The following is a 1,744-nucleotide window of genomic DNA, read 5'->3' as shown; positions in this document are numbered from 1 at the left end:
GATGCATAAAATGGAAATGAATGAACAAAAACACTCACAAGCAGCAATCCTAGGTTTGCAACATTTACTTGCTATGTACGCAGGTTCAATCCTCGTACCAATTATGATTGCAAGCGCACTTAATTATTCAGCTGAGCAATTAACTTACCTAATCTCAACTGATATTTTCATGTGTGGGGTTGCCACTTTCTTACAGCTCCAATTGCGTAAGCATTTTGGAGTAGGGCTTCCAGTTGTTCTTGGTTGTGCCTTCCAATCTGTAGCTCCATTATCAATCATCGGTGCAAAACAAGGTTCAGGTTACATGTTTGGCGCTTTGATTGTCTCTGGTATCTATGTGATTTTGATTTCAGGTATTTTCTCAAAAATCGCTGATTTCTTCCCACCAGTTGTAACAGGTTCTGTCATCACAACAATCGGTTTGACATTAATTCCAGTTGCGATTGGTAATATGGGTGATAACGCTGATGCACCAACAGCTCAGTCTTTGATTTTAGCACTTGTGACAATTGCTATTGTGCTTGTGGTTAATATCTTTGCTAAAGGTTTTATTAAATCAATTTCTATCTTGATTGGTTTGATTGGTGGAACGATTGTGGCTGCCTTTATGGGCTTGGTTGATACATCAGTAGTCGCTAACGCACCGCTTGTTCACATTCCACAACCATTCTACTTTGGCGCACCAAAATTTGAAATCACATCAATCATTATGATGTGTATCATTGCAACTGTTTCAATGGTTGAATCAACTGGTGTTTATCTTGCATTGTCAGATTTGACTGGTGAAAAATTAGACAGCAAACGTCTTCGTAACGGTTACCGTGCAGAAGGTGCAGCCGTTCTTCTTGGAGGTATTTTCAATACTTTCCCATATACTGGATTCTCACAAAACGTTGGTTTGGTTCGTATTTCAGGAATCAAAACACGTCGTCCAATTTACTATACAGCTTTGTTCCTTGTGATTCTTGGGCTTCTTCCAAAATTTGGAGCAATGGCACAAATGATTCCAAGTCCAGTTCTTGGTGGTGCCATGATTGTCCTATTTGGTATGGTTGCCCTTCAAGGGATTCAAATGCTAAATAAAGTTGATTTCGAAAATAACGAATATAACTTTATCATTGCTGCGGTCTCAATCGCTTGTGGTGTTGGTTTTAACGGAACAAATCTCTTTGTTAGCCTTCCAAACACAGTTCAAATGTTCTTAACAAACGGTATCGTCATTGCCGCATTATTCGCTGTTGTTCTTAATTTGATTTTAAACGGGAAACCAAAAAAATAAGCGTTTAGATATAAATAAGCCATTCTAGAATTATCTAGAATGGCTTTTAATTTATCGTAGCATCTGAAAATGTGATTTTAACCCGCTGGTAATGGCTAGGCGATTGTCTTTTGTGATGAGAATGCCTTCGATATTTGGTGTATTTTGAATGGTGGTTAGAGCTTGCATGATTGGTAGGCCAAAGAGTTTTGTCGTCCATATTTCACAGTCAACAGATAAATCAGAAACAATGGTTAGGCTTGCCATGTCAGTTTCAATTGGATAGCCAGTTTTTCGATCAAAAATGTGGTGGTAATCTTTGTGACCAACTCGCAAATGTCGTTCGTAAATGCCAGATGTAACAACAGATTTATTTTTGAGAGATAAAATTCCGATATTATTCCCACGAATGGTTTTCGGATTTTGGATACCAATTCGCCAAATGCCGGTTTCTTGTTTTGGATTGTCACCGTAAACGAGAACATT

The 1,744-nt window shown here is 38.3% G+C and carries 2 protein-coding genes; one reads left to right on the top strand and one right to left on the bottom strand.

From position 1 onward, the window contains the following. Nucleotide 1: 1 nt before the first annotated feature. Complete coding sequence (locus tag GX348_12565) at nucleotides 2–1,279, top strand: purine permease (GenBank protein ID NLP42990.1); 1,278 nt, start codon at nucleotides 2–4, stop codon at nucleotides 1,277–1,279. Between the two features lie 51 nt (nucleotides 1,280–1,330). Here GX348_12565 and GX348_12560 read toward each other — a convergent pair. Next, nucleotides 1,331–1,744: FAD:protein FMN transferase (locus GX348_12560; GenBank protein NLP42989.1), on the bottom strand; the 414-nt coding region annotated here is incomplete at its 5' end.

This window comes from Veillonellaceae bacterium (assembly GCA_012523975.1).
Classification (GTDB): domain Bacteria; phylum Bacillota; class Negativicutes; order JAAYSF01; family JAAYSF01; genus JAAYSF01.
This window is presented reverse-complemented; position numbering and strand designations above follow the sequence as displayed.